The organism is Pseudomonas sp. FYR_2 (assembly GCF_043106425.1).
Classification (GTDB): domain Bacteria; phylum Pseudomonadota; class Gammaproteobacteria; order Pseudomonadales; family Pseudomonadaceae; genus Aquipseudomonas; species Aquipseudomonas monteilii.
The window spans coordinates 140,974-160,982 of the sequence record NZ_JBICMM010000046.1 but is presented as its reverse complement, the minus strand read 5'-3'; the positions used below and the strand labels follow the sequence as shown (position 1 = coordinate 160,982).

The window sequence follows — 20,009 nt, the reverse complement described above, 5'->3', positions numbered from 1 at the left end:
TGCACTGCAGGCACTGCGAAAAGCCTGATCTAGAGGCCTGCAATAGCTTGAGGGGATCGTAGCGGGGATGTTTGCGGGATTACAACGGGCGGGGTGTTATGTTTTGTTGTCGGCTTTGAACAGCTGGGGCCGCTGTGCGGCCCCAGGATCAACCAGGCTTACGCCAGGCTCTTGCTCACCACTTCATACACATCACTGGACAGCTCACCGGAAGCCAGAATCCGCTCTAGCTCGCCCTTCATCAGGGCCTGACGCGCAGCGTCATACTTGCGCCAGCGGGTCAGCGGTGCCAGTTGCCGCGAAGCAATCTGCGGGTTCAGTGCATTCAGCTCGATCACCAGGTCCGCCAGGAAGCGATACCCCGAGCCATCCGCCGCATGGAAGTTGACCAGGTTCTGCCCGGCAAAGGCACCCACCAGCGCACGGACCTTATTTGGGTTCTTCAGGGTGAACGCCGGGTGCTGCATCAGCGCCTTGACCCGCGCCAGCCCGCCCGGCAGCGCGCTGGCCGCCTGCACGCTGAACCACTGGTCCATGACCAGCGGGTTGTCCTTGAAGTGCTCGGCGAAGGTGTCCAGCGCCTTAGCGCGTTCGGCCTCGAACGGTGAGTTGACCAGCACCGCCAACGCCGTCAGGCGCTCGGTCATGTTGTCGCACTGGTCGAACTGCTCCAGGGTCGCTTCCAGCACTTGCGGCTTGCCACTCTGCATCAGGTACGACAGGGCGATGTTCTGCAGGCTGCGGCGTGCAAAGTGTTCGGCAGAGGCCACGTAAGCGGTGCTGCGCGATACTTCACGGTTGGCCTGGTAACGCGCCCACAGGGCGTCGAACAGCTGATCGGCGATCTGCTGGCGGGCGAACTCGCGGGCAGCGTGGATGGCGTCCACGTCGGCGACCTGGCTGATCTCGGTAAGGTACGCCTCACCCGGCAGCGAAAGCATTTCGGCCACCATGGCCGGGTCCAGCGCTTCGTTGCCCAACACGGTGCCCAGGGCGATGATCAGTCGCTGGTCGAGCTTGAGCGCTTCACCACGCTGGTGCTGGCCAATCAGCTCTTGCAGCACCTGCACCGACAGCTGCTGGCCCGCCTCCCAGCGGTTGAAGCCGTCGCTGTCGTGCTGCATCAGGAACATCAGCTGGTCGCGGTCATACGGGAAGCTCAGCTTCACCGGGGCGCTGAAGCCACGCAGCAGCGAGGGCAGCGGCTTGGCCGGAATGCCCTGGAAGGTGAAGGTTTGCTCGGCCTCGATCACCGACAGCACACGGCTGGTACCGCCAGCAGCCGCTTCACCGACAAGGCGCAGCGGCAGGTCATTGCCTTCGGCGTCCAACAGGCCCAGCTCCACCGGGATCACGAACGGCAGTTTTTCGGCCTTGTCCGGGGTTTGCGGGCAGCTCTGGCGGAAGGTCAGGCTGTAGGTCTGCGCAGCAGCGTCATAGGCTTCACTGACCTCCAGGCGAGGAGTGCCGGCCTGGCTGTACCAACGCTTGAACTGGGTGAAGTCGACACCATTGGCGTCTTCCATGGCCTTGATGAAGTCGTCGGTGGTCACCGCCTGGCCATCATGGCGTTCGAAGTACAGGTCGCTGCCCTTGCGGAAACCTTCGGCGCCCAGCAGGGTGCGGACCATGCGCACGACTTCGGCGCCCTTCTCGTACACGGTCAGGGTGTAGAAGTTGGAGATTTCGATGAAGCTGTCCGGGCGCACCGGGTGGGCCATGGGACCGGCGTCTTCGGCGAACTGGTGGGTACGCAGGTAGGCGACGTCTTCGATACGCTTGACCGTGCGCGAGTTCATGTCGGCACTGAACTCGGCATCGCGGAACACCGTAAAGCCTTCTTTGAGCGACAGCTGGAACCAGTCACGGCAGGTGACGCGGTTGCCCGACCAGTTGTGGAAGTACTCGTGGGCGACCACGCCTTCGACGCGCTGGTGCGCGGCATCGGTGGCGGTTTCGGCACGGGCCAGCACACAGCTGGAGTTGAAGATGTTCAGGCCCTTGTTTTCCATGGCGCCCATGTTGAAGTCGTTGACCGCAACAATCATGAAGATGTCCAGGTCGTACTCGCGGCCATAGACTTCTTCGTCCCAGCGCATGGACTTTTTCAGGCTGACCATGGCGTGGTCGCACTTGTCGATGTTCTCGGGCTCGACGTAGATGCGCAGGGTCACGTCCCGGCCAGACTGGCGGGTGAAGGTGTCCTCGACGCACCACAGGTCACCGGCTACCAGCGCGAACAGGTAGGCAGGCTTCATGAACGGGTCTTCCCAGGTCGCCCAGTGGCGGCCATCTTCTGCCGGCCCGCTGCCGATCGGGTTACCGTTGGACAACAGCACCGGGTAACGATGCTGCTCGGCGATCACCGTGGTGGTGAAGGTGCTCATGACGTCCGGGCGGTCGAGGTAGTAGGTGATCTTGCGGAAGCCCTCGGCCTCGCACTGGGTGCAGAACATCTTGCCCGACTTGTACAGGCCTTCCAGCGCGGTGTTGCTTTCGGGGTGGATCTTCACCGTGGTGTCGAGGGTGAAGCGCTCGGCCTTGGGGTGCACGGTCAGGCTGTCGACGTCCAGCTGATAGTCAGCCGCGTGCAGTTCCTGGTCATCCAGCGAAGCGCGCAGCAACTCCAGTTGCTGGCCATCAAGCACCAGTGGCGGCAGCCCGGCACCACGCGCCGGGTTGCGGCGCATCACCAGTTGCGCGTGAACCAGGGTGTGGTCCTCGAACAGCTCGAAGGTCAGGTGCGTCTCGTCGATCAGGTACTCGGGCGCCTGGTAATCCTTCAGGTAGATCACTTGCGGTTGTTCGGTACGCATGTAGAGGTCCTTTTACTGGAGCACGGCCAGCTGGTAGGCCGTGTACTTGCGAATATTGATCACACCGGTATCGAAGATCAGGTACTGGCCCTTGATGCCCAGCAGCGTGCCTTCGGCCACCGGGTCTTTGTCGAGGTTGAAGCTGACGATCTTTTTCGGGTAGGCCTCGACCGGGTAGTTCATCTGCACCACTTCGGCGTCGGGTAGCGACTGAATCGCCTGCAAGCCGAAACGCGCTTGCAGCTCACTCAAACCGTCGGCACAGGCATCGAAAATCTGGTCCCGAATGGCCGGCAGGTCGAGCACTTCGGCATCGCCCTTGAGCAGCGCACGCCAGTTGGTGCGGTCCGGCACCTGGCTGCGCAGCACGTCTTCGACCAGGCCGGATTGCTGGCGGGTGGCCACGCGCATGATCGGCAGGGCCTGGCTGGCACCCTGGTCGAGCCAGCGGGTGGGCAACTGGGTGGCACGGGTGATGCCGACCTTGATCCCCGACGAGTTGGCCAGGTAGACCACGTGGTCGGTCATGCAGAACTGTTCGCCCCAGGACGGTTCGCGGCAGGTGCCGGCGTCGTAGTGGCATTTTTCCGGGGCCATGATGCACACGTCACACTGGGCCAGCTTGGTCATGCACGGGTAGCAGTAACCCTGGCTGAAGCTGGTCTTGGTGCGCTTGCCGCAATGGCTGCAATGAATGGTGCCGAGGTATTCCAAACGCAGGCGCTGGCCGATCAACGGGTTGACCGCCACCTGCGTGTCATCCAGGCGGAAGCTGTATTGCACCACCGGTGCCTGCAGGCTTACCGCCATTTTGCTCAACGAGCCACGAGCGAGTTCGATCAATGTACCGAGTCCGACTTGAACAGAATGTTGGGGATCGGCGCGGACTTGGACGCACACTCCTGCGGGCCCATGTAGCCGGTGCGCTGGTCTTCAGGCAGGTTCTTGATCTCCCAGGCGATAACGGCCTGCAGCGACAGCTCTTTCTGCTCGGCAGTGAGCTTGCGGCCATCCGACCATTTGCCGATTTCCACGGCCAGTTTCAGGCTTTCGTAGATTTCCGGGGTAATGTTTTCGATCATTTGCGCGAAAGTGGACATAGTGTCTCCTGATTCAAGCCGACAGTTTACGCCGGGCCAGCGCCCCACCCAAGAGCCCGGTCAGGCATCCGATGAGCAGCCCGCCCACGTGGGCGGCGTTGGCGATCTGGCCAAGGCCAAGGGTGCCGACCACGCCGGTAAGGCATACCACCAGCCAGATCAGCATCATCACCAGCACGCCCTTGGGCAGGTTGAAGTAACGGTTGGGCGCCAGCCACTGGAACAACCACACATGCCCGAGCAGGCCATACAGCACGCCGGACAGGCCGCCGAACAGGCTCGGCCCGCTGGTGTAGTGCTGGGCCAGGTTGGACACCAGGCTGAACAGCAGGGTCAGGCCCAGCAACATCCACGGGCCCTGGCGCAGTTCGATGCGTTTGCCCAGCTCCCAGTACCACAGGCTGTTCATGGCCAGGTGCAGCACGCCGAAGTGCAGCAGCATGGGCGAGACCAGGCGCCACCACTGGCCTGCGTCCAGGGTTTGCGCCAGCGGGCTGAAGTACAGGTAATCGCCCTGGACGCGGAAGTCGAGGAAGGTGAACCAGCTGATGGTCGTGAAGTTGTCGCCCAGGCTGGTCAGGCCGGCGACGATGAAGCACAGCAGCAAGGTGATCGTCGTGACTTTGCAAGCTTTGGCCTGTTCCGTCAGGGAGGGCTGTGGTGGGGCATTCGCGGCGGTTCGGCGCCCCGACAAGCCCGCTCCCACAGGTTCCTCTGCTGCCTGGATGTCGGCGTTGCCATCCGGGTAGCGCTGGTAGAGTTGCAGCACGTCTTCGGCGAGGGTGTCGGGGGCCCAGAGCACCTGGGCATCACCCTCCTCGCTCACCCGATGCGGCACCTGCAGGCGCTGCAACAGGTGGACGAAGCCGCTGAGGTCGACCGACAGCGGCAGGCGCATCACTTCGATAATGTTCATTGGTTGGCCTGTGGGCGGTCGACGTCGACCCAGACGAACTTGTGCGGGTCGATGCGGGTTTCATCATCCAGCCGGTAGGCGACCAGCTTGCCGTAGAGCACAGCGCTGTAGTCCAGGCAGGCCAGGTTGGCGCGGATTGGCGCCGGGCGGCCGCTGCGCCAGTAGTGGCCGACGAACAGCAGGGGCTCGTCTTCGTCGTAGCGCAACAAGGCGTTCTTCTGACTGTGGCTGAGCGGGGTGCTGGCCACCTCTTCGGGCAGGGCATCGGGCTGGAACACGATGTCACCGTAGGTTTGCGGGTCTTCCTCCCAGAACTTGGTGCGGAAGAAGGCGCGGGTCAGGCCATCGCCGCCCGTCAGGGTCAGGCCGTCCGGCAGGCGCATGTCGGTGCCGCGCAGCAGGCGGTTGCACACGGTAGCGGCAAAGCTGTTGCTCACCGCCGAGGCCTGGATGAAGTGTTCATCGATGCGCCCGTCGGGGTACTGCTGGTGCAACGGCTCGATCAGTCGCGGGTCCCAGCAGGCATGCACCAGGCGGAAGCGCCCGGCATCGACGAACAGTGGAAGCGCGTAGAACCAGTTCACGAAGTCGTGCCAGTCGCCGGGGTGGTGGGCGAACTGGGTGAGGGTTTCGTCGATCAGCCGTGCGTGGCGTGGCGTGTGCTCGCGTACATAAGCCTTGCCGCTGCCGGGCAGCGCCGGGGTCACCCAGCCCAGGGCGTTGTACTCGTGGTTGCCCATGATGCACAACGCCTGGCCGGCCTCGACCATGTCGTGGACGATATGCAGCGCCTCGCGGATGCGTGGCCCACGGTCGACGATATCGCCCAGGAACAGCGCCATGCGCCGCGGGTGGCGCCACACGCCGGCCACGCGCTTGTAACCGAGGGCGTCGAGCAGGCGTTCAAGGGTCAGCGCACAACCGTGCACGTCACCGATGATGTCGAAACTTCGCGCCGGATCGAACATCAGTCGTCCCTGCTCCCCAGGCGGCTGCCCCAACCGAGCTTGGTGCGGCAGACCTCGTAGTAGTTGTGGTCCAGCGGGTGGATCAGGCGCAGCTTCTGCGGCTTCTTGCTGACCGTGATGGTGTCGCCGGGGGCGCAGGTGAAGTGGTTCTGGCCGTCACAGGACACTTGTGGGTAGATCTGCAGGTCCTTCGACACCACGATCTTCAGCTCGCTGTTGCCATCGACCACGATCGGCCGGCCCGATAGGGTGTGCGGGTACATCGGCACGATGACGATGGCATCGAGCTTGGGGTGCATAATCGGGCCGCCGGCCGACAGCGCATAGGCGGTGGAGCCGGTGGGGGTGGCGACGATCAGGCCGTCGGCCTTCTGGCTGCAGACGAACTGACCGTCGATGTAGATCTCGAACTCGATCATGCGCGTGGACTTGCCCGGGTGCAGCACCACGTCGTTCAGCGCATCGCCCTGGCCAATGGCTTCGTGGTGGCGGCGCACTTCGGCCTGCAGCAGGAAGCGGTTTTCCACCAGGTAGTGGCCGTCGAGCACCTCGGCGACTTTGTCTTCCAGTTCGTCGGGGCGGATGTCGGTGAGAAAGCCCAGGTTGCCACGGTTGATGCCCAGCACCGGAATGTTGTGACGGGCCAGGGCGCGGGCAGCGCCCAGCAGGCTGCCGTCGCCGCCGACCACGATGACCAGATCGCAGACTTCGCCCAGCAGCTTGCGGGTGGAGGTTTGCAGGCCATGGCCGGGCAGCACTTCGGCGATGGTGTCCTCGAGGATCACGTGCAGGTGGCGCTCGAGGAGGAATTTTTTCAGTCGGCGAATGGTGTCGAGCACCTGCGAGCTGCCAAGGCGACCGATGATACCGATATTGCGAAATTGCTCCATGGGGCTCCTGCGAGGCTCTGCGGCGGGTGACGATGGGCCGATTATGGGCGAAACCACCGGGTAGCGGCAAACCGGCTATGCTCGCTGGATGATGCCATTCGCCCTGCTCCACGACCTGCCCCGGCAATTGCGCCGCCCTGCCGTGCGCGACCTGGCCTGGGCCATGCTGTCGCCGCCCCTGCTCAGCGCCCCGCCCTGCCCCCAGCGCCACCCGCTGGCGGGCAGCCTGTGGGCGCAGCAGCCGCAGCACCTTGAACAGTGGTTGCGCGCGCTGGATGAAGATGACCGGCCATTGCAAGACTGGCTGGCGAAGCTGAGCAGCCGGCGGCTGGGGCATTACTACGAACGCCTGTGGCAATTCGCCCTGGCCCAGGCGCCGGGCATCGAGCTGCTGGCAGCCAACCTGGCGGTCCGAGATGCCGGGCGCACGCTGGGTGAACTGGATATGGTGTTGCGCGACCGTGACGGCGTGCACCACCTGGAACTGGCGATCAAGCTGTACCTGGGGCCGGAAGGCGCCGGGCACGACCCGCATGCCTGGCTGGGGCCTGGGTGCCATGACCGGCTGGGGAGCAAGCTTGCGCACCTGGCGGGGCATCAGCTGCCCATGTCGAACGGAGCGCACAGCCGCGAGCTGTTGACCGGGTTGGGGGTTGGCCAGGTGCAGGCCCATATTTGGCTGGGAGGCTATCTGTTCTACCCATGGCCGGGGCATGCCGAGCCACCGACGGGCGCCAACCCGCAACACTTGCGTGGGCGCTGGGTACGGAGGCGGGACTGGGTCATGGCTGAGGGTGAGCATTGGCAACCATTGCAGCGGCATGCCTGGTTGGCACCGGCGCGGGTCGAGGTAGGTGAGTGCTGGGCGGTGGAGCAGTTTGCCGCGTGGTTGCATGTGCTGGAGCGCCAGGCTCCGGCGCAGTTGCTGGTGAGGTTGGAGCCTGATGCAGATGGCGCCTGGCAGGAAATGGAGCGGGTGTTTCTGGTGGCTGAAAGTTGGCCATTTTCACCCGAAGATTAAAGTCGCCTGTTCCGGCCTCTTCGCGGGCAAGCCCGCGCCCACAGGTACTGCACAGCCTTTGAAATCTGCGCAGTACCTGTGAAGGGCCGGCACAGGCAACACAATTTTCACAGACCTAGCGCAAAGATTTGTTCCCGGTAGCCATTAAAGTGATACCTGAGCGCCAGCAAGAGCGCCATTCCGACCTGATGACGAGGACCGATCATGGTTTCATCCACCCCCGCGACCCACTACGCTCGCCTGTCCATCGCCCTGCATTGGCTGATGCTGGTGCTGCTGGCCGCTGTCTACGCCCTTATCGAACTGCGCGGCCTGTTCCCTAAAGACAGCGTTGAACGCAACCTGATGAAAGACCTGCACTTCATGCTCGGGCTCAGCGTGTTCGTGCTGGTCTGGCTGCGCCTGGCCGTGCGCCTGAGCCGCCCGACCCCGCCGATCGTACCCAAGCCGCCGGCCTGGCAAACCGGGCTTGCGCACCTGATGCACCTGGCGCTGTACTTGCTGATGATCTGCCTGCCGCTGGCCGGCTGGCTGATCCTCAGCGCCGCCAACAAACCGGTACCGTTCTTCGGCCTGGAACTGCCACACCTGATCGGCCCGGACCCGGACCAGGCCAAGTTCATCAAGGGCTGGCATGAACGGGTTGGCAGCTGGGGTTACTGGCTGATCGGCCTGCACGCGCTGGCCGGGCTGTACCACCACTATGTGCAGCGGGACAACACGCTGCTGCGCATGCTGCCTTACAAGTAACCGCGCCGGCCCTGCAGGCCACCGGTGTGCACGACGATCAGGCGGGTGCCGGGCGCGAACAGCCCAGCCCCGACCTGCTCACGCAAGGCCAGCAGGGCCTTGCCGGTGTACAGGGCTTCGAACGGTACGCCGCTGCATTGCTCGCACTCGGCGATAAAGGCCAGCAGGTCATCGTCGAACGTGCCGAAGCCGCCACGGCAGGCGTCGTGAAGCTGGTAGCCGTGGCCGCCGGCCAAGGCTGCCATCGTCGCGGGTACACCGTGGTCCCGGGGTACGGCCAATGCGCCATGTACGGCATGCGCGCCCCCCTCGGCCAGTACCAGGCCGGCCAACGTGGTACCGGTGCCAGCGGCCAGCCACCAGGCGTCGTAATCCGACCAGCCAAGTAGCGCGATTTGTGAGCGCGCCTGCTCCATGATCAGGGCACATCCTTGTGCGCCGGCCAGCCCGCCGCCGCCTTCCGGGATGCAGTGCCAGCCGGGATAGCGGGCCTGCCACGGGGTCCAGAAGTCTGGTTCGTTGCGCGCGCGGTAGCCACCATAGCCCAGCCAGTGCAGTTCCATGCCCAATGCCTGAAGGTCACGCACAGTGGGTGTGTCCTGGGCGTGCCCCCGTAGCAGGCCGGCGGTGGCGAAGCCGAAGCGCTTGCCGGCGGCGGCCAGGGCGTGCAGGTGATTGGAATGGTTGCCACCCAGGCTGATAAGACCCGGGGCTTTGCTGGTTCGCGCTTGCTGCAGGTGATGGCGCAGCTTGAACCACTTGTTGCCGCTGATCAGTGGGTCGATCAGGTCCAGGCGCAGGATGGCGGCTTCGACATTCGCTTGTTGCAGCCAAGGCAGGCTCAGAGGATGTAGGGGGGCTTGGGGGAGGTCTAAAAGCATCGTGCGAGTTTATCAGTGAAATCCTGGGGCCGCTGTGCGGCCCCGGCAATTTCAGAGTTCAGCCGCTAATCTCGACCCCTGGTTGATTGCCCGCTTGGCATCCAACTCAGCCGCTACATCCGCACCACCAATCAGGTGCACCGACTGCCCCGCCGCCACCAGCCCGTCCTGCAACTCGCGAAGCGGATCCTGCCCGGCACAGATCACCACGTTGTCCACCGGCAACACCTGCGGCTCGCCATCCGCCACACGAATGTGCAGGCCGGCATCGTCGATACCCAGGTACTCGACACTGTTCAGCATCTGCACCTGCTTGTTCTTCAGCCCGGTGCGGTGAATCCAGCCGGTGGTCTTGCCCAGGCCATCACCCACCTTGGACTTCTTGCGCTGCAACAGGTACACCTGCCGCGCCGGGGCATGCGGCTCGGCCTTGACTCCCGCCACGCCACCGCGTGCTTCCAGGTGGGTATCGATGCCCCATTCTTTCCAGAACGCCTCACGGTCCTGGCTGGTGGCCACGCCCTGATGCACCAGATACTCGGAAACGTCGAACCCGATACCACCCGCGCCAATCACCGCCACCGCCTTGCCCACAGGCTTGCGATCAAGCAGTACGTCCAGGTAACTGAGCACCTTGGCATGCTCTACCCCAGGAATGGCGGGCGTGCGTGGGGCAATACCGGTGGCCAGGATGATGTCATCGTAGCCACCGTCCACCAATGCCTGCACATCGACACGGGTATTCAGGCGCAAGTCCACGCCCGTGGTTTTCACCTTGTTGCGGAAGTAGCGCAGGGTTTCAAAGAACTCCTCCTTGCCCGGCACCCGCTTGGCGACGTTGAACTGCCCGCCAATCTCGCTGGCAGCGTCGAACAGGGTGACCGAATGGCCACGCTCAGCCGCCACGGTGGCCGCTGCCAGGCCCGCCGGGCCAGCCCCCACCACGGCAATGCGCTTCACGTCCCGTACAGGCAGGTAATTGAGCTCGGTTTCGTGGCAAGCACGGGGGTTGACCAGGCAACTGGTCAGCTTGCCACCGAAGGTGTGGTCCAGGCAGGCCTGGTTGCAGCCGATGCAGGTGTTGATCTCGTCGGCACGCCCGGCTGCCGCCTTGTTGACGAAATCCGGGTCGGCCAGGAATGGCCGGGCCATCGAGACCATGTCGGCATCGCCCTCGGCCAATACGGCCTCGGCCACCTCCGGGGTATTGATACGGTTGGTGGTGATCAGCGGAATGCTCACCGCGCCACGCAGCTTGGCGGTGACCTTGCTGAAGGCTGCACGCGGCACTTTGGTGGCGATGGTCGGGATACGCGCTTCGTGCCAGCCGATGCCGGTGTTGATCAAGGTCGCGCCAGCCTGCTCGATGGCCTTGGCCAATAGCTCGATCTCGTCCCAGGTGCTGCCACCTTCCACCAGGTCGAGCATCGACAGGCGGAAGATGATGATGAAGTTCGGCCCTACCGCACCACGAGCCCGGCTGACGATGTCCACCGCCAGGCGCATACGGTTTTCATAACTACCGCCCCAACGGTCGGTACGGTGGTTGGTATGGGCAGCAAGGAACTGGTTGATGAAGTAGCCTTCCGAGCCCATGATCTCGACGCCGTCGTAACCGGCACGCTGGGCCAGCACCGCGCAGTTGACGAAGTCAGCGATCTGCTTCTCGATGCCCGCCTCATCCAGCGCTTTGGGCTTGAACGGGTTGATCGGCGCCTGGATCGCACTGGGTGCCACTTGCCGTGGGCTGTAGGCATAGCGCCCGGCATGCAGGATCTGCAGGCAGATCTTGCCACCCGCGGCATGTACGGCTTCGGTGACGATACGGTGCTTGTCGGCCTCCTCCTCGGTGCTGAGCTTGGCCGCACCGGAATACACCCCGCCTTCATCGTTGGGCGCGATGCCGCCCGTTACCATCAGGCCAACGCCACCACGGGCGCGCTCAGCAAAGTACGCCGCCATTCGCTCGAAACCGCCGGGGCGCTCTTCGAGGCCGGTGTGCATCGAGCCCATCAGGGTGCGGTTGCGCAAGGTGGTGAAGCCCAGGTCCAGCGGGGCAAGCAGGTGCGGGTAGCGGTCGGCGGCCATGAAAAGGTCCCCTGGTGGCGTGATCACGGTATGCAGGCACCTCACCGGTCAGCGGGGCCTGTCGTTTGTCTGTCAGCGACATTAAACAGCCGTTTGAATTGGCTCAATGATCGAAACTGACAAGTTATTGATCCTGGCATACAGCGGGACTACCCTAGAGAACCCTCGCAACCAAGGCGCAGCCCTGCTTCATGCGAAAACTCCTGGCAAGCGCCTTGGCGCTGGTGATGATCGCCGCCCTCTTTGGTTATGGCTTCTGGACCCAACAGCGTCCGGAAGGCCACTACCTGTCCGACCTGCGCATCGAGCTGGCACTGAACCACGGCGTGCCAGGCGAACACGGCAACCTGCTGGGCGTCGAGCCGCTGCTGTACCCGGGTGACTACCAGAACCTGCAGCGCCTGCACCGCAAGCTCGCGGCTTACCTTGAGCAGGCTCGCGCACAAGGACTGATAAGCCCGCGCACGGTGGTGGTGCTGCCAGAGCACATCGGCACCTGGCTATGGGCGCGCGGTGAGAAAAACGAACTGTATCAGGTGACCCAGAGCCGCGAGGCCCTGCAATGGCTGGAGCTGAGCAACCCGCTGCGCTACGGCCTGGCCATGCTCGGCGCCGACGGCGATGACCGGCGCGCCGATGCGCACCTGCGCATGAAGGCCGAGCAAATGGCCGCAGACTATCAGCAGTTGTTCGGCGGCCTGGCCAAGGAATTCGGCGTTACCCTGGTGGCCGGCTCCATCGTGCTGCCTGCGCCTTACGTGAAACAGGGCGTGCTGCACGCCGGTAGTGGCCCGCTGTTCAATAGCAGCATGGTGTTTGCTGGCGATGGCTCGCTACTGGGCGAGCCACAACACCAGCAGTTCCCTGACAGCGAAATGCGCCGCTACGTCCACAATGGGCGCAAGCACCCGTTGCAGGTCGTGCAAACGCCTGCCGGGCGACTGGGTGTCCTGATAGGCAGTGACAGCTGGTACCCGGAAAACCATCGGCAACTGGCACAACAAGCGGTACAACTGGTCGCCAACCCGGTGTTTCTCAGCGGCAAGAGCAGCTGGGAAGCGCCATGGCGTGGCAACCGCCACCAGCACGCCACCGCCGGACTGCCCCTGCAGCGCGGCGAAGTTAGCGAACAGACCGCCTGGCAACGCCTGACCGAGGCGGCCGGGGCCAGTGTCAGCAGCATGAGCGTGTTCATGCGTGGGCAGTTCTGGGAGCAAGGCAGTGATGGCCAAGGCTTCGCCCACCAGGCGGGTGCGTTGCTGGTGGGCACCCCAAGCCCGGGTGCTCGCCTGCTGAACCTGTGGCTGTAACACCATGGCCCGCCCCCGCGTGCGCCTGGGCGACCTGTCGGTTGGCTTTGTTCAACCGCTGAGCGAGGCCCTGCGCGAACTTGGCCACGCCCCCGAACCGCTGCTGCTGCGCTATGGCCTGGATGGGCCGCGCCTGGCTGAAGCCGGCGCGCGCTTGTCGATCCCCCGCTACATGCACCTTGGCCACGCCGCCATCGAACTGTGCGGCGAGCCCGCCCTGGGCCTGCACATGGGGCGCCTGAGCCGCCTGGCTCATGCCGGCCTGGCCGGGGTCACCGCCGCCCAGGCCCCTACCCTTGGCGAGGCGGCGCGCACCCTGCTGCACTTCGAACCGCTGTACGCGGCCAACTACCGTGGCCACTCCAGCTTTCACGAAGACGCCCAGGGCGCCTGGCTGCGCTTCTACTCCATCAGCCCCTATAACGCCTACAACCGCTTCGTGGTCGACTCGCTGCTCGCGGGTTGGCTAGCCCAGCTAGCCGACCTTGCAGGCACTCCGGTGCAGGCCGAACGCCTGGACATCGAATTTGCCGCACCCGCGTATGCCGCGCGCTACCAACCGCTTTGCAGCACACCCGTGCAGTTCGCCGCCGACGGCAACCGCCTGCGCCTGAGCCGCGCCACACTGCAACTGGCCAACCCCAGGCATTGCCCGAGCACTTGGCAGCACCTGTTGCAGCTGTGTGAGGCCGAAATGCTGCAGCGCACGCGGGTGCGCAGCCTGGGTGAGCGCATCACCCACCTGCTGGGCCCGCTGCTCAATGGCGGCCGAGAGCCCGACCTGGAAGAAGTGGCGCTGCACCTGCAGTTGCCAACCTGGACACTGCGCCGCAAGCTGGCCGAGGAAGGCACACGCTTTCGCGACTTGCTCAATGAAACACGGCGCGACCTGGCCGAGACCTATATCCGCGATACAGCGCTGGCCTTTGGCGAGATTGCCTATCTGTTGGGGTTTGCATCGGCCGAGGCCTTCCAGCGCGCGTTCAAGCGCTGGACGGGCCTTACACCGGGAGAGTTCCGCCGCAGCCAGCGGCGGGTGAGCTAAAGCTCGGTGGCGTCATCAGCCGGTTCCGGGGTGTCCAGTTCGTAAGCCTGGGTTTCGAGTAGTTCTTCCTGGTATTCATCCATAGCCCTGCGTCCTCTTTACTCATTTGTCTTCGTCGGTGTCACCTTCAACCTAAGCAGGTGGGATGAAGGAATGATGACAAGCGTATGAGTGGTAAACGTAGCAGGTGTTCAGGAAGTTATCGCAGCGCTTCTGTAACAGGGGATGTGTCTAACCTGTACCGGGCCTATCGCCGGTACAAGTGCCCATTAAAGAGAGGGTGACGCCGCTTCGGCAGGCTGCGCATCCTGCTGCACCTGAATCGGCGCAGCCTCTACCGGCGGTGCCACCGGCTGCGAGCCCTGACTGTCATTCACCGCTGGCGCTGCCACCGCTTCACTGGCCGGGGCAACGGCCGCAGGCGTGGGCACAACCTCAGCCGCCGGTACGGGTGTCGGGGCAACAGGGTTAGCCGCTGCCTGCTCTGGCAACCCCAGGTCAACCGCCGGCTTTTCAACCTTGGGCGCTTCGGCCTTGGCCTTGCTCACCTTCTTCGGCTTGGGCAGGTAACTCTCCACCAGGGCGAAGTAGCGGTCATAGAACTGCGCGGCCGTTACCGTCTCGCTGGCCACTTTGACCATTGAATCGTCACTGGAGCCAATCGGCATCGACACCGAACCCAGCACGCCCACCCCTAGGCTGGCAGAGGTGTTGGATTTTTTCAGCGCATAACGGTCCTGCAGCGCGTTGGCGAACATGGTCGAGCGCTGCTCGTCGCTCACATCCGGTGCACAGGTAACGTTGAAGCTGATTTGCAGGTGGTTCTCGCTGTTCTGCTGGAAGCTTTTGTTGCCCACCACCTGGTTGGCGCCACTGCTGGTGATGATATACCCCTGGCTGAGCAAGGCACGCCGCGCGGCCTCGCAAGAGCCGGCATCGCTTACAGGGAAGCTGCGCGAGAAGGTACCCGAGTCGTCGAAGTTCTCGTGCTCGTAGATGGCGGCCTTTTTCGAGGAACAACCGGTCACGCCCGCCAGCACCAGGGCCAGCCCGAGCGCACCAAAGACGGAAGATCTGGTCATTGCGAATTCCGGGTATGTCGAGAAGGTGCCTATTGTGCAACACAGCAGGCAGGCACAGGAACCACTGGTCGGTGAAGAACCTGTCAGGTTGGTGTAAATGTGAGTAAAGGCCGGGAATGCTTGCCCGTAGAAACGAAAAAAGCGACCCAAAGGTCGCTTTTTTGTGCTTCAAGGCGTTCAAGGGGCCTTGAGGCGAAGATGGCGCAGCGGACGGGACTCGAACCCGCGACCCCCGGCGTGACAGGCCGGTATTCTAACCGACTGAACTACCGCTGCGTATCGTTCAGGCTTGCGCCCGATTGAAACCTGGGTCTACCCTTCCGGCGCATTGGCCTCAGGGCAGGCACAAAAAAAGCGATAACATGATCGCTTCTCTTGTGTTGCTGCAAGGTGTTCTAGGGACCTTGAAGCGAAGATGGCGCAGCGGACGGGACTCGAACCCGCGACCCCCGGCGTGACAGGCCGGTATTCTAACCGACTGAACTACCGCTGCGTATCGTTCAGGCTTGCGCCCGATTGAAACTGGGATCAGCCAAAGGTTTTTACCTTGTGGCTTCAGACCGGTGCCAGGCACCCATCTGTTACTGAAAAATGGCGCAGCGGACGGGACTCGAACCCGCGACCCCCGGCGTGACAGGCCGGTATTCTAACCGACTGAACTACCGCTGCGCAGTGCGCTCCTCTCTGGCTTTCGGTTTCTTGCGAAACCTGAAGCGTCAGGAACATCTCAGGAAGTGGTGGGTGATGACGGGATCGAACCGCCGACCCTCTGCTTGTAAGGCAGATGCTCTCCCGGCTGAGCTAATCACCCTCGCGATGTTGCTTGTTGCGTTTGCTTCGCTGAGGCCGCGAAATTTACGCAGATGGCGAAGCTAAGTCAATAGCCCCATTGAATTTTTTTTTCAAAGCAGCTGCAAGCCTCAAGCTTCAAGCCGCAAGAAAAAGTCAGCTGTGGTCTGTTCGATTTTGGAACCTTCAAAATGACGAAGGGGCCTCGCGGTCCCTTCTTGCAGCTTGCAGCTAGAAGCTTGCCGCTCAGGTGTAGATCATCTTGCGAGTCATGCCGCCATCGACCACAAACTCCTGGCCGGTGACGAAGGCAGCCTGACGCGACAGCAGCCAAGCCACCATCGCCGCCACATCCTCCACCGTCCCTACCCTGCCCGTCGGGTGCTGGGCATGGTCGGCTTCGGTCAGCGGTTCGGCACGGCGCTGCGACGGGTCACGGGCATCGATCCAGCCCGGGCTCACCGCATTGACGCGAATCTCCGGGCCCAGGCTCATCGCCAGGGCATGGGTCAAGGCCACCAGGCCACCCTTGCTCGCGGCGTAGGCCTCGGTATCGGGCTCGGACTGCCGCGCCCGGGTAGAGGTGAGGTTGACGATCGCCCCATTGTGCGCACGCAAGTACGGCGCGCAATGCTTGGCCAGCAGCATCGGCCCGTTGAGGTTGACCGCCAGTACCCGATTCCACTGCGCCAGGCTCAGGCTTTCCAGCGTCTGGTTGTGCGGATTGGCAATCGCCGCATTGCACACCAACGCGTCCAGCCGACCAAACTGCCCCAACACCTCGGACACCCCGGCACTGACCTGAGCCTCGTCGGCAACGTCCATGGTGATGAACCAGGCGTTGTCACCCAGGGCCTTGGCCACCTTTGCACCGCGCTGGCGGTCAAGGTCGCTGAGTACCACCTGCCAACCTTCGCAGATCAGCCAGGCGGCAATGCCCAGGCCGATGCCGCGCGCGGCACCGGTTACCAGGGCTACCCGGCCGTTGTGGCCTGGCACACTGCCGCCGATTTCGATCACAGTGCCGCCAGCCCGCGTGCCAGGTCTGCCTGCAGGTCGGCCACGTCTTCCAGGCCCACGGCAACGCGGATCAGGCTGTCGCGGATGCCTGCAGCTTCACGCTCCTGCGGCGACAGGCGGCCGTGGGAGGTGGTGGCCGGATGGGCGATGGTGGTCTTGCTGTCCCCCAGGTTGGTGGTGATGGAAATCACCCGGGTCGCATCGATGAAGCGCCAAGCGCCCTCTTTGCCGCCCTTGACCTCGAAGCTGACCACCGCACCAAAGCCGCTCATCTGACGCTTGGCCAGTGCGTGCTGCGGGTGGCTAGGCAGACCGGCGTAATGCACCTTCTCCACGCCATCCTGCTGCTCCAGCCACTCGGCCAGGGCCTGGGCGCTTTCACAGTGCGCACGCATACGCAGGCGCAGCGTTTCCAGGCCCTTGGTGAAGATCCAGGCGTTGAACGGGCTGAGGGTCGGGCCTGCGGTCCGCAGGAAGCCCACCACTTCCTTCATCTGCTCGGCACGGCCGGCAACCACGCCGCCCATGCAGCGGCCCTGGCCGTCGATGAACTTGGTGGCCGAGTGGAACACGATGTCGGCACCCAGCTTCAGCGGCTGCTGCAGCGCGGGTGTGCTGAAGCAGTTGTCCACCACCAGCATGGCACCGTGGGCATGGGCGATTTCACTGAGCGCAGTGATGTCGACCAGCTCGGCCAGCGGGTTGGACGGCGACTCGACGATCAGCAGCTTGGTGTTGGCCTTGATGGCCTTTTCCCAGCCAGCAAGGTCGACCAGTGGCACGTAGTCCACCTGCACGCCAAAGCGTTTGAAGTACTTCTCGAACAAGCTGATGGTCGAGCCGAATACGCTCTGCGACACCAGCACATGGTCACCGGCGCTGCACAGCGACATCACCACGGCCAGGATCGCCGCCATGCCGGTGGACGTGCCCACGGCCTGCTCGGCACCTTCCATCGCCGCCAGGCGCTCCTCGAAGGCACGTACCGACGGGTTGGTGTAGCGCGAGTAAACGTTACCCGGCGTTTCACCGGCAAAGCGCGCAGCAGCATCGGCCGCCGTGCGGAACACGTAGCTGGAGGTCAGGAACAGCGCTTCGCTGTGCTCGCCCTCGGGTGTACGGTGTTGACCGGCGCGCACCGCCAGGGTGTCGAAACCGACACCCTCGAGGTCACTGTCCAGTCGTCCGGCATCCCATTGATCCGTCATGCCGTCGCTCCCGAAATCAGTTGTTGTAGAGGTCGATGATCGCGCTGACGGCCTGGTTCTTGACCTTGGCCAGGTCGTTACGGGCCTGCTCGATGCGGTCGAGGTAGGCTTCGTCGATATCCCCGGTGACGTACTCACCGTTGAATACCGCGCAATCGAAGTGGTCGATCTTGATCTTGCCGCCACCGACCGAGTCGATCAGGTCCGGCAGGTCCTGGTAGACCAGCCAGTCGGCGCCAATCAACTCGGCCACTTGTTCGGTGGTACGGTTGTGGGCGATCAGTTCGTGAACACTCGGCATGTCGATGCCGTAGACGTTGGGGTAGCGCACCGCAGGGGCTGCGGAGCAGAAGTAGACGTTCTTGGCGCCGGCTTCGCGGGCCATCTGGATGATCTGCTTGCAGGTGGTGCCGCGCACGATCGAGTCGTCCACCAGCATCACGTTCTTGCCGCGGAACTCCAGCTCGATGGCATTGAGCTTTTGGCGTACCGATTTCTTGCGCGCGGCCTGGCCGGGCATGATGAAGGTACGGCCGATGTAGCGGTTCTTGACGAAACCTTCGCGGAACTTGACGCCCAGGCGGTTGGCCAGTTCCAGGGCCGCGGTGCGGCTGGTGTCCGGGATCGGGATGACCACGTCGATGTCGTGCTCGGGGCGCTCGCGCATGATCTTGTCGGCCAGTTTTTCACCCATGCGCAGACGGGCCTTGTACACCGACACGCCATCCATGATCGAGTCCGGGCGGGCCAGGTAGACATGCTCGAAGATGCACGGTTGCAACTTCGGTGCTTCGGCGCACTGCTTGGTGTACAGCTGGCCTTCTTCGGTGATGTATACCGCTTCACCCGGCGCCAGGTCGCGGATCAGGGTAAAGCCTAGCACGTCCAGGGCCACGCTTTCCGAGGCGATCATGTATTCCACGCCTTCGTCGGTGTGACGCTGGCCGAATACCACCGGGCGGATGCCATGGGGGTCGCGGAAGCCGACGATACCGTAGCCGGTGATCATCGCCACCACGGCATAACCGCCGACACAGCGACTGTGCACGTGGGAAACCGCAGCGAACACGTCTTCTTCGGTCGGTTGCAGCTTGCCGCGTACCGCCAGCTCATGGGCGAAGACGTTCAGCAGCACTTCCGAGTCGGAGTTGGTGTTGACGTGGCGCAGGTCAGACTCGTAGATCTCCTTGGCCAGCTGCTCGACGTTGGTCAGGTTGCCGTTGTGTGCCAGGGTGATGCCATACGGCGAGTTGACGTAGAACGGCTGGGCCTCGGCCGAGGTCGAGCTGCCCGCTGTCGGGTAACGCACGTGGCCAATGCCGATGCTGCCCACCAGGCGCTGCATGTGGCGCTGCTGGAACACATCGCGCACCAGGCCATTATCCTTGCGCAGGAACAACCGGCCGTCATGGCTGGTCACGATACCGGCAGCGTCCTGGCCGCGGTGCTGGAGGACCGTAAGCGCGTCATACAGCGCCTGATTGACGTTCGACTTACCGACGATACCGACGATGCCACACATGCGACGCAACCCCTACTTTGACGAAACTTGAGTGAATAGCGCTCAGGGCTTGGACGGCCTGAGCAACTGTTCCTTGAACGGAAGATCAGCCGGAGCGCTGATCAGCCCACTGGGCGTCCACTGGCCGGTGAAACCCAGAATCAGGTTTTTCGACCAGTCGGCGACCAAGAGAAATTGTGGTATCAGGCGTGATTCCTGCCACCAGGTGTCTTGTTGAACCGGCCCCAGGCTGATCAGGCCTATGGCCACCACTACCAGCAAGGCCCCGCGCGCGGCCCCGAAGGCCATGCCCAGGAAACGATCGGTACCGGACAGCCCGGTGACACGGATCAGCTCGCCGACCAGGAAGTTGACCATGGCCCCCACCAGCAAGGTGGCGACGAAAAGAATGGCGCAGCCCGCAATGACGCGCATCGATGGCGTCTGGATATAGCTTTCAAGATACACCGAGAGCGAACCGCCGAACATCCAGGCAACCGCACCGGCAATGATCCAGATGAGCAAGGACAAGGCTTCCTTGACGAAGCCGCGCTTGAGACTGATCAGTGTGGAGACGGCGATGATCGCGATGATCGCCCAATCAACCAAGGTAAATGCCACGGT

17 protein-coding genes and 4 tRNA genes are annotated in these 20,009 nt (G+C 63.5%); 4 read left to right on the top strand and 17 right to left on the bottom strand.

The annotated features are described in order from the left end of the window. Nucleotides 1-158 precede the first annotated feature (158 nt). From pepN to ACF8R4_RS19930, 6 genes are read right to left on the bottom strand one after another with little or no spacing between them, the layout of a single operon-like run. Nucleotides 159-2,816: an aminopeptidase N gene (gene pepN / locus ACF8R4_RS19955; protein WP_392493291.1), complete on the bottom strand. Its 2,658-nt coding sequence runs from the start codon at nt 2,814-2,816 to the stop codon at nt 159-161. Between the two features lie 12 nt (nt 2,817-2,828). Continuing rightward, nucleotides 2,829-3,659, bottom strand: a complete 831-nt coding sequence (locus ACF8R4_RS19950) for a DUF2797 domain-containing protein (RefSeq protein ID WP_060498800.1) — start codon at nt 3,657-3,659, stop codon at nt 2,829-2,831. Then, nucleotides 3,656-3,916, bottom strand: a complete 261-nt coding sequence (locus tag ACF8R4_RS19945) for a YeaC family protein (RefSeq protein ID WP_016714809.1) — start codon at nt 3,914-3,916, stop codon at nt 3,656-3,658. Before ACF8R4_RS19945 ends, ACF8R4_RS19950 begins: the two co-directional genes overlap by 4 nt. Nucleotides 3,917-3,929: 13 nt before the next feature. Then, nucleotides 3,930-4,832, bottom strand: coding sequence for a rhomboid family intramembrane serine protease (locus ACF8R4_RS19940; RefSeq protein ID WP_060498799.1), 903 nt, complete (start codon nt 4,830-4,832; stop codon nt 3,930-3,932). After that, entirely contained in the window at nt 4,829-5,800 is a 972-nt protein-coding gene (locus tag ACF8R4_RS19935) for a metallophosphoesterase (protein ID WP_060498798.1), read from the bottom strand. The genes ACF8R4_RS19940 and ACF8R4_RS19935 overlap by 4 nt, the downstream gene beginning before the upstream one ends. Continuing rightward, on the bottom strand, nt 5,800-6,690 hold the full coding sequence (locus ACF8R4_RS19930; protein ID WP_060498797.1) for an NAD(+) kinase: 891 nt from the start codon (nt 6,688-6,690) through the stop codon (nt 5,800-5,802). The genes ACF8R4_RS19935 and ACF8R4_RS19930 overlap by 1 nt, the downstream gene beginning before the upstream one ends. A gap of 88 nt (nt 6,691-6,778) precedes the next feature. Here ACF8R4_RS19930 and ACF8R4_RS19925 point away from each other — a divergent pair, with 88 nt between their 5' ends. Together ACF8R4_RS19925 and ACF8R4_RS19920 are read left to right on the top strand one after the other, a co-directional pair. Next, nucleotides 6,779-7,711 carry a DUF1853 family protein gene (locus ACF8R4_RS19925; protein ID WP_060498796.1) on the top strand — a complete coding sequence of 311 codons (933 nt, stop codon included), beginning with the start codon at nt 6,779-6,781 and terminating at the stop codon, nt 7,709-7,711. A 204-nt stretch (nt 7,712-7,915) separates the two neighbouring features. Beyond that, entirely contained in the window at nt 7,916-8,461 is a 546-nt protein-coding gene (locus tag ACF8R4_RS19920) for a cytochrome b (protein ID WP_392493287.1), read from the top strand. Here ACF8R4_RS19920 and ACF8R4_RS19915 read toward each other — a convergent pair. Both ACF8R4_RS19915 and ACF8R4_RS19910 read right to left on the bottom strand, forming a co-directional pair. Next, the gene (locus ACF8R4_RS19915) at nt 8,452-9,342 is read right to left on the bottom strand and encodes a 1-aminocyclopropane-1-carboxylate deaminase/D-cysteine desulfhydrase (protein ID WP_392493285.1); all 891 of its coding nucleotides are present in this window, start codon (nt 9,340-9,342) and stop codon (nt 8,452-8,454) included. The genes ACF8R4_RS19920 and ACF8R4_RS19915 overlap by 10 nt on opposite strands. A 51-nt stretch (nt 9,343-9,393) precedes the next feature. After that, the gene (locus ACF8R4_RS19910; protein WP_392493283.1) at nt 9,394-11,430 is read right to left on the bottom strand and encodes an FAD-dependent oxidoreductase; all 2,037 of its coding nucleotides are present in this window, start codon (nt 11,428-11,430) and stop codon (nt 9,394-9,396) included. Nucleotides 11,431-11,621: 191 nt separating this feature from the next. Between ACF8R4_RS19910 and ACF8R4_RS19905 the strand changes: the two genes are divergently transcribed. Further along, nucleotides 11,622-12,740 (top strand): carbon-nitrogen hydrolase family protein, encoded by a 1,119-nt coding sequence (locus ACF8R4_RS19905; protein ID WP_060498792.1) that lies wholly within the window; start codon nt 11,622-11,624, stop codon nt 12,738-12,740. Nucleotides 12,741-12,744: 4 nt separating this feature from the next. After that, complete coding sequence (locus ACF8R4_RS19900; protein WP_060498791.1) at nt 12,745-13,785, top strand: AraC family transcriptional regulator; 1,041 nt, start codon at nt 12,745-12,747, stop codon at nt 13,783-13,785. Nucleotides 13,786-14,054: 269 nt separating this feature from the next. On the opposite strand, the gene ACF8R4_RS19895 is transcribed toward ACF8R4_RS19900, so the two are convergent. The 9 genes from ACF8R4_RS19895 to ACF8R4_RS19855 form a co-directional block, all read right to left on the bottom strand. Beyond that, nucleotides 14,055-14,867, bottom strand: a complete 813-nt coding sequence (locus ACF8R4_RS19895; RefSeq protein WP_392493281.1) for a DUF2242 domain-containing protein — start codon at nt 14,865-14,867, stop codon at nt 14,055-14,057. Between the two features lie 199 nt (nt 14,868-15,066). Then, a tRNA-Asp gene (locus ACF8R4_RS19890) sits at nt 15,067-15,143 on the bottom strand. Between the two features lie 140 nt (nt 15,144-15,283). After that, nucleotides 15,284-15,360, bottom strand: a tRNA-Asp gene (locus ACF8R4_RS19885). A gap of 99 nt (nt 15,361-15,459) precedes the next feature. Beyond that, nucleotides 15,460-15,536: transfer RNA gene (locus ACF8R4_RS19880), tRNA-Asp, on the bottom strand. A gap of 66 nt (nt 15,537-15,602) precedes the next feature. Further along, nucleotides 15,603-15,678, bottom strand: a tRNA-Val gene (locus tag ACF8R4_RS19875). 224 nt (nt 15,679-15,902) lie between these two features. After that, nucleotides 15,903-16,676 (bottom strand): SDR family oxidoreductase, encoded by a 774-nt coding sequence (locus ACF8R4_RS19870; RefSeq protein WP_019096779.1) that lies wholly within the window; start codon nt 16,674-16,676, stop codon nt 15,903-15,905. After that, nucleotides 16,673-17,884, bottom strand: coding sequence for an O-succinylhomoserine sulfhydrylase (locus tag ACF8R4_RS19865; protein WP_060498788.1), 1,212 nt, complete (start codon nt 17,882-17,884; stop codon nt 16,673-16,675). The genes ACF8R4_RS19870 and ACF8R4_RS19865 overlap by 4 nt, the downstream gene beginning before the upstream one ends. Before the next feature lie 16 nt (nt 17,885-17,900). Further along, entirely contained in the window at nt 17,901-19,406 is a 1,506-nt protein-coding gene (gene purF / locus ACF8R4_RS19860; RefSeq protein WP_060498787.1) for an amidophosphoribosyltransferase, read from the bottom strand. A gap of 42 nt (nt 19,407-19,448) precedes the next feature. Next, nucleotides 19,449-20,006 carry a CvpA family protein gene (locus tag ACF8R4_RS19855; RefSeq protein ID WP_060498786.1) on the bottom strand — a complete coding sequence of 186 codons (558 nt, stop codon included), beginning with the start codon at nt 20,004-20,006 and terminating at the stop codon, nt 19,449-19,451. Between the last annotated feature and the right edge of the window lie 3 nt (nt 20,007-20,009).